At 35.4% G+C, this 7,500-nt stretch carries 6 protein-coding genes (1 of these 6 only partly in view); all 6 read left to right on the forward strand.

The genetic code is table 11. The features are described 5' to 3' along the window. The gene (dnaA, locus tag ACXKY9_RS00005) at positions 1 to 1,341 is read left to right on the forward strand and encodes a chromosomal replication initiator protein DnaA (protein ID WP_000428017.1); all 1,341 of its coding nucleotides are present in this window, start codon (positions 1 to 3) and stop codon (positions 1,339 to 1,341) included. A 179-nt stretch (positions 1,342 to 1,520) separates the two neighbouring features. After that, the gene (dnaN, locus tag ACXKY9_RS00010; protein ID WP_001212884.1) at positions 1,521 to 2,666 is read left to right on the forward strand and encodes a DNA polymerase III subunit beta; all 1,146 of its coding nucleotides are present in this window, start codon (positions 1,521 to 1,523) and stop codon (positions 2,664 to 2,666) included. A 127-nt stretch (positions 2,667 to 2,793) separates the two neighbouring features. Then, positions 2,794 to 3,006 carry a S4 domain-containing protein YaaA gene (yaaA, locus tag ACXKY9_RS00015; protein WP_000821364.1) on the forward strand — a complete coding sequence of 71 codons (213 nt, stop codon included), beginning with the start codon at positions 2,794 to 2,796 and terminating at the stop codon, positions 3,004 to 3,006. A 12-nt stretch (positions 3,007 to 3,018) separates the two neighbouring features. Further along, positions 3,019 to 4,146, forward strand: coding sequence for a DNA replication/repair protein RecF (gene recF, locus ACXKY9_RS00020; protein ID WP_000470745.1), 1,128 nt, complete (start codon positions 3,019 to 3,021; stop codon positions 4,144 to 4,146). 38 nt (positions 4,147 to 4,184) lie between these two features. Beyond that, positions 4,185 to 6,107, forward strand: coding sequence for a DNA topoisomerase (ATP-hydrolyzing) subunit B (gyrB, locus tag ACXKY9_RS00025; RefSeq protein WP_000435982.1), 1,923 nt, complete (start codon positions 4,185 to 4,187; stop codon positions 6,105 to 6,107). An 88-nt stretch (positions 6,108 to 6,195) separates the two neighbouring features. Then, on the forward strand, positions 6,196 to 7,500 hold the 5' portion of the coding sequence (gyrA, locus tag ACXKY9_RS00030) for a DNA gyrase subunit A (protein ID WP_001282864.1). 1,167 nt of this gene lie beyond the right edge of the window; 1,305 of the gene's 2,472 nt are visible here — the first part of the coding sequence; the start codon lies at positions 6,196 to 6,198; the stop codon falls past the right edge of the window.

The raw sequence follows: 7,500 nt of genomic DNA on the forward strand, positions 1-7,500 counted from the left end.
TTGGAAAATATCTCTGATTTATGGAATAGTGCCTTAAAAGAATTAGAAAAAAAGGTAAGCAAGCCTAGTTATGAGACATGGTTAAAATCAACAACGGCTCATAACTTGAAGAAAGACGTATTAACGATTACAGCTCCAAATGAATTTGCTCGTGACTGGCTAGAATCTCATTACTCCGAACTAATTTCAGAAACACTATACGATTTAACAGGGGCAAAATTAGCAATTCGCTTTATTATTCCTCAAAGTCAAGCTGAAGAGGATATTGATCTGCCTCCAGTTAAGCCGAATCCAGCACAAGATGATTCAGCTCATTTACCACAGAGCATGTTAAATCCAAAATATACATTTGATACATTTGTTATCGGCTCTGGTAACCGTTTTGCCCATGCAGCTTCATTAGCTGTAGCCGAGGCGCCAGCTAAAGCGTATAACCCACTCTTTATTTACGGGGGAGTTGGGCTTGGAAAGACGCATTTAATGCACGCAATTGGTCATTATGTAATTGAACATAATCCAAATGCAAAAGTTGTATATTTATCATCAGAAAAATTTACAAATGAATTTATTAACTCTATTCGTGATAATAAGGCTGTTGATTTTCGTAATAAATATCGCAACGTAGATGTTTTATTGATAGATGATATTCAATTTCTTGCTGGAAAAGAACAAACTCAAGAAGAGTTTTTCCATACATTTAATGCATTACACGAAGAAAGTAAACAAATTGTAATTTCTAGTGATCGACCACCAAAAGAAATTCCGACTTTAGAAGATCGTCTTCGTTCCCGCTTTGAATGGGGGCTTATTACAGATATTACGCCGCCAGATTTAGAGACACGAATTGCGATTTTACGCAAAAAAGCAAAAGCTGAAGGGCTTGATATACCAAATGAAGTTATGCTTTATATCGCAAATCAAATTGATTCAAATATTCGTGAATTAGAAGGTGCACTTATCCGAGTTGTAGCTTATTCATCTTTAATTAATAAAGATATTAATGCTGATTTAGCAGCTGAAGCACTTAAAGATATTATTCCAAATTCTAAGCCAAAAATTATCTCTATTTATGATATCCAAAAAGCTGTCGGGGATGTTTATCAAGTGAAATTAGAAGATTTTAAAGCGAAAAAACGTACCAAATCAGTTGCGTTTCCTCGCCAAATTGCAATGTATTTATCGCGCGAGCTTACAGATTCCTCTTTACCAAAAATAGGTGAAGAATTTGGTGGACGTGATCATACAACAGTTATCCATGCCCATGAAAAAATCTCTAAACTACTAAAAACCGATACGCAATTACAAAAGCAAGTTGAAGAAATTAATGGTATTTTAAAGTAGTAGCTGAATAGTGTGAATAACTTACCTTGTTTTACGCACAGTCTATCCACATGTAGATAGACTGTTTTTACATCCTTTATAGGGGTTATCCACATATCCACAAGCCCTATTACTATTACTACTATTTTTTTATCTTTATTAATTAAATAAAATCTTATACTTACCGGAGGTTTTTCTTTATGCGTTTTACAATACAAAAAGACTATCTTGTAAGAGGTGTACAAGATGTAATGAAGGCAGTTTCTTCTCGTACAACAATCCCCATCCTTACGGGAATTAAAGTTGTAGCTACTGAAGAAGGGGTTACATTAACAGGAAGCGATGCTGATATTTCTATTGAATCGTTTATTCCAGTCGAAGAAGATGGAAAAGAAATCGTAGAAATTGCTCAATCAGGAAGCATTGTTTTACAGGCAAAATATTTTAGTGAGATTGTAAAAAAACTACCTAAAGACACTGTCGAAATTTCTGTAGAAAATCATTTTATGACAAAAATAAAATCTGGAAAATCAGAGTTTAACTTAAATGGTTTAGATTCTGCAGAATATCCGTTATTGCCACAGATTGAAGAACATCATGTATTTAAGATACCAACAGATTTACTTAAGCATATGATCAGACAAACTGTATTTGCAGTTTCTACTTCTGAAACAAGACCGATCTTGACAGGTGTAAACTGGAAGGTATATAACAGCGAGTTAACTTGTATTGCAACAGATAGTCATAGACTGGCACTTCGAAAAGCAAAAATTGAAGGACATAACATTGCAGATGAATTCCAAGCTAATGTTGTTATTCCAGGTAAGAGCTTAAATGAATTAAGTAAAATTTTAGATGAGTCTGAAGAAATGGTAGATATCGTTATTACGGAGTATCAAGTATTATTCCGTACAAAACATTTATTATTCTTCTCAAGATTGTTAGAAGGAAATTATCCTGATACGACACGTTTAATTCCAGCAGAGAGTAAAACGGATATTTTTGTAAATACAAAAGAATTCCTACAAGCAATTGATCGTGCTTCACTATTAGCAAGAGATGGCCGCAATAACGTTGTTAAATTATCAACTTTAGAGCAAGAAATGCTAGAGATTTCTTCGAATTCACCAGAAATCGGAAAAGTTGTCGAAGAAGTACAATGCGAAAAAGTAGATGGAGAAGAGTTAAAAATATCTTTTAGTGCAAAATATATGATGGATGCATTAAAAGCTTTGGATAGTACAGAGATTAAAGTTAGCTTTACTGGGGCAATGAGACCGTTCTTAATTCGTACAGTAAATGATGATTCAATTATTCAATTAATTTTACCGGTTCGTACTTACTAGGTAAGGAATAAGGGTTGCTAGTTTAAAGATGCTAGTGGCCCTTATTTGATTTTTGGGTATTACTTTCCTAATGCTAGTTTATTTAGTACAATGAAAGAATGAACACTTTCAGAAAGTGAGCGATTTTATGAAACGTATTAAAATTTCAACAGAGTATATTACACTAGGACAATTTTTAAAGTTAGCTGATGTAATTGATACAGGTGGCGCTGTAAAATGGTTTTTACAAGAATATGAAGTGTACGTGAACAACGAACTTGAAAATAGAAGAGGTCGCAAACTATATGCGAATGATGTTATTGAAATTCCAGGAAGCGGAACTTTCCAAGTTCAGGCATAAAGGGGGAGCCCTTTGTTTATTTCAGAAATACAATTAAAAAACTATCGCAATTATGAAAAATTAGAGCTTTCCTTTGAAGATAAGGTAAATGTAATTATCGGCGAAAATGCACAAGGGAAAACAAATTTGATGGAAGCTATTTATGTTTTAGCGATGGCGAAATCTCATAGAACCTCTAATGATCGCGAACTTATCCGCTGGGATGAAGATTTTGGTCAAATAAAGGGGAAATTACAAAAAAGAAACAGTTCTTTGTCTTTGGAATTAAATATTTCGAAAAAAGGTAAAAAGGCAAAATTAAATCAACTTGAACAACAAAAGTTAAGTCAATATATTGGCGTGATGAACGTTGTCATGTTTGCCCCAGAAGATTTAAATCTTGTAAAAGGAAGCCCTCAAGTAAGAAGACGCTTTTTAGATATGGAATTAGGACAAATAGCTCCTGTATATTTGTATGAATTAAGTCAATATCAAAAGGTGCTCACGCAACGAAATCACTTGTTGAAAAAAATGCAAGGGAATAGTAAGAATGAGGAAACGATGTTGGATGTATTTACACTTCAACTAATTGAGCATGGTGCGAAAATACTGCAAAAACGTTTTGAATTTTTGCATTTGCTACAGGAATGGGCAGCTCCAATTCATCGAGGTATAAGCCGTGGATTAGAAGAGTTAGAAATTGTCTATAAACCAAGTGTAGATGTATCAGAATCAATGGATTTGTCGAAAATAAAAGAAGTATACTATGAAAGTTTTCAATCTGTGAAACAACGTGAAATTTTCCGTGGTACGACTTTAATTGGTCCTCATCGTGACGATTTACAATTCTTCGTTAATAGTAAAAATGTTCAAGTCTTTGGTTCGCAAGGACAACAACGAACGACCGCACTATCCCTAAAATTAGCTGAAATTGAATTGATTTATTCAGAGGTTAAAGAATATCCAATCCTTTTGTTGGATGATGTTTTATCAGAATTAGATGATTATCGTCAATCACATCTTTTAAATACAATTCAAGGAAAAGTGCAAACATTTGTTACAACGACGAGTGTCGACGGAATTGAACACGAAACATTAAAAGAAGCGAAAACAATTCATGTAACGAACGGCACTGTAGATTGTGAAATAGATAGGGAATAACCCCTGTTTAAATGGAAAAGTAGGTGATCTTTGTGTCAATGGAACAAAAGCAAATGCAAGAAAATGCATATGATGAAAGTCAGATACAGGTGCTTGAAGGACTAGAGGCAGTTCGGAAACGCCCTGGTATGTATATTGGATCTACAAGTGGAAAAGGGCTTCACCATCTTGTGTGGGAAATCGTAGATAATAGTATTGATGAAGCACTTGCAGGTTATTGTGATGAAATTAATGTTAGTATCGAAGAAGATAATAGTATTCGTGTAACGGATAATGGGCGTGGTATTCCGGTTGGTATACAAGAAAAAATGGGACGTCCAGCTGTAGAAGTTATTATGACTGTTCTCCATGCCGGTGGTAAATTTGGCGGTGGCGGTTATAAAGTTTCTGGTGGTTTACATGGTGTTGGGGCATCGGTTGTAAATGCTCTATCAACAGAATTAGAAGTATTTGTACATCGTGAAGGTAAAATCCATTACCAAAAATACGAAAGAGGTATTCCGGTTGCGGATTTAAAAGTCATTGGTGACACAGATCAAACAGGAACAATAACTCGATTTAAACCAGATCCGGAAATTTTCCAAGAAACAACAGTATACGATTTTGATACGCTAGCAACTCGTATGCGTGAATTAGCGTTTTTAAATCGTAATATTAAATTAACAATTGAAGATAAACGTGAACATAAGCAAAAGAAAGAATTCCATTACGAAGGTGGAATTAAATCATACGTTGAGCATTTAAATCGCTCAAAACAACCGATTCATGAAGAGCCTGTGTACGTAGAAGGTTCAAAAGATGGTATTCAGGTTGAGGTTTCTCTTCAATATAACGAGGGATACACAAATAATATTTACTCATTTACGAATAACATCCATACGTATGAAGGTGGTACACATGAGGTAGGTTTTAAAACAGCTTTAACTCGTGTAATCAACGACTATGGTCGTAAAAATAGCATTTTAAAAGATGCGGACAGTAATTTAACTGGTGAGGATGTTCGTGAAGGTTTAACAGCAATTGTATCAATCAAGCATCCAAATCCACAATTTGAAGGACAAACGAAGACAAAACTTGGGAATAGTGAAGCGAGAACAATTACAGAGTCTGTATTCTCAGAGGCGTTTGAAAAGTTCTTACTAGAAAATCCTAATGTAGCGCGAAAAATTGTAGAAAAAGGTACGATGGCTGCACGTGCACGTGTAGCTGCGAAAAAAGCGCGTGAATTGACACGTCGAAAGAGTGCGTTAGAAGTTTCAAGTTTACCTGGTAAATTAGCTGATTGCTCTTCGAAAGATCCAGCAATTAGTGAAATTTACATCGTAGAGGGTGACTCTGCGGGTGGATCTGCAAAACAAGGACGCGATCGTCATTTCCAAGCAATTTTACCGCTGAAGGGTAAAATTATTAATGTGGAAAAGGCACGCTTAGATAAGATTTTATCAAATGATGAAGTTCGTACAATTATTACGGCGATTGGTACAAATATTGGTGGAGACTTCGATATTGAAAAAGCACGCTATCATAAGGTTATTATTATGACCGATGCCGATGTTGATGGTGCACATATTCGTACCCTATTATTAACGTTCTTCTATCGTTATATGCGTCAAATAATTGAGTGTGGTTATATCTATATTGCACAGCCGCCGTTGTTTAAAATACAACAAGGTAAAAAAATTCAATATGCTTACAACGATAAGGAACTTGAAAAAATCTTAGCAGAATTACCGGCCCAACCTAAGCCAGGGATTCAGCGTTATAAAGGTCTAGGGGAAATGAATCCAACTCAGCTATGGGAGACGACAATGGATCCAGAAGTACGTTCATTACTTCAAGTTTCCCTTCAAGATGCAATTGAAGCAGACGAAACATTTGAAATTTTAATGGGAGATAAAGTAGAGCCACGTCGTAACTTTATCCAAGAGAATGCAAAATACGTGAAGAACCTTGATATTTAAATGAGTAATGACAGGAATCTAAGTATTCCTGTCTTCTACATATAAATCAATGTATGTGTAACGGAAATGTAAGAGGAGGTGCTCGTTGATGTCAGACAATCAACAACAAGCACGAATTCGAGAAATTAATATTAGTCATGAAATGCGTACCTCATTTTTAGATTACGCAATGAGTGTTATCGTATCTCGTGCATTACCAGATGTTCGTGATGGATTAAAACCTGTGCATCGTAGGGTTTTATATGCGATGAATGATTTAGGAATTACAGCTGATAAAGCGTATAAGAAATCAGCACGTATTGTCGGTGAAGTAATCGGTAAGTATCACCCTCATGGTGATTCAGCCGTTTATGAAACAATGGTACGTATGGCGCAAGATTTTAGTCAACGTTATATGCTTGTAGATGGGCATGGTAACTTCGGTTCTGTAGATGGAGATTCAGCAGCTGCAATGCGTTATACAGAGGCAAGAATGTCTAAGATTTCTATGGAATTAATACGTGATATTTCAAAAAATACAATTGATTATCAAGATAACTATGATGGTTCCGAAAGAGAACCGATAGTACTACCAGCGCGTTTCCCTAATTTATTAGTAAACGGTACAACAGGTATTGCTGTTGGTATGGCAACAAATATACCGCCGCATCAGCTTGGCGAAGTAATTGATGGTGTGCTGGCATTAAGTCATAATCCTGATATTACTATCGCGGAATTAATGGAATATATTCCCGGTCCAGACTTTCCGACGGCAGGTTTAATTTTAGGAAGAAGTGGAATTCGAAGAGCTTATGAAACAGGTCGCGGTTCCATTATGCTTCGTGCTAAGGTTGAAATTGAAGAGAAGTCAAACGGTAAACAATCTATTATCGTAACTGAACTACCTTATCAAGTTAATAAGGCACGATTAATTGAAAAAATCGCAGAATTAGTTCGCGATAAGAAAATTGAAGGTATTACAGATTTACGTGATGAATCAGATCGTAATGGTATGCGTATTGTCATGGAAGTACGTCGTGATGCTAATGCAAACGTACTATTAAACAATCTATATAAACATACAGCGCTTCAAACAAGTTTCGGTATTAATATGTTGTCTCTTGTAAATGGGGAGCCACAAGTACTAAATTTAAAACAAAATCTATATCATTATTTAGAGCATCAGAAGGTAGTAATTCGTAGACGTACTGCTTATGAATTAGAAAAAGCAGAAGCACGTGCTCATATTTTAGAAGGATTACGAATTGCTTTAGATCATCTTGATGAAGTTATTACGTTAATTCGTAGTTCAAAAACGGCAGATATTGCCAAGCAAGGCTTAATGGAACGTTTTGGTTTAAGTGAGAAACAAGCGCAAGCGATTTTAGATATGCGTCTGCAACGCTTAACTGGA

The organism is Bacillus sp. 2175, from assembly GCF_057812155.1.

Excerpts from the sequence above, each read along its gene's own strand:
- gyrB (WP_000435982.1), top strand. The coding sequence starts at position 4,185 with ATGGAACAAAAGCAAATGCAAGAAAATGCATATGATGAAAGTCAGATA.
- yaaA (WP_000821364.1), top strand. The coding sequence starts at position 2,794 with ATGAAACGTATTAAAATTTCAACAGAGTATATTACACTAGGACAATTT.
- dnaN (WP_001212884.1), top strand. The coding sequence starts at position 1,521 with ATGCGTTTTACAATACAAAAAGACTATCTTGTAAGAGGTGTACAAGAT.